Source organism: Bacteroides caecigallinarum (assembly GCF_016901995.1).
In the GTDB taxonomy this organism is placed as follows: Bacteria; Bacteroidota; Bacteroidia; order Bacteroidales; family Bacteroidaceae; genus Phocaeicola; species Phocaeicola cellulolyticus.
Genome location: NZ_JACJLE010000206.1, coordinates 1 through 252 on the forward strand (window position 1 = coordinate 1; position 252 = coordinate 252).

A 252-nucleotide genomic window follows, 5' to 3' on the forward strand; every position below is an offset into this window, starting at 1 on the left:
CGTTGATAGGATGCAGGTGTAAAGCTGGAGACAGCAAAGCCGAGCATTACTAATTGCCCGTCAACTTTCATTGTCACGTGACACGTTAAGGATGTTATATACGTTTAGCGCTGAAACAGAATTAGTTTTGAGACAGATTAGACTTTTCAGTTTGTGCTTCATGCAAGACCTGATATAAAAAGAAATTCAGGTGACTATAGCACGAAGGTTCCACCTCTTCCCATTCCGAACAGAGAAGTTAAGCTTCGTCAC

At 41.7% G+C, this 252-nt stretch carries 1 rRNA gene; it reads left to right on the forward strand.

Features of this window, described 5'->3' with window-relative positions:
* Positions 1–186: 186 nt before the first annotated feature.
* Positions 187–252, forward strand: a 5S ribosomal RNA gene (rrf, locus tag H6A61_RS15650); the annotation flags it as partial.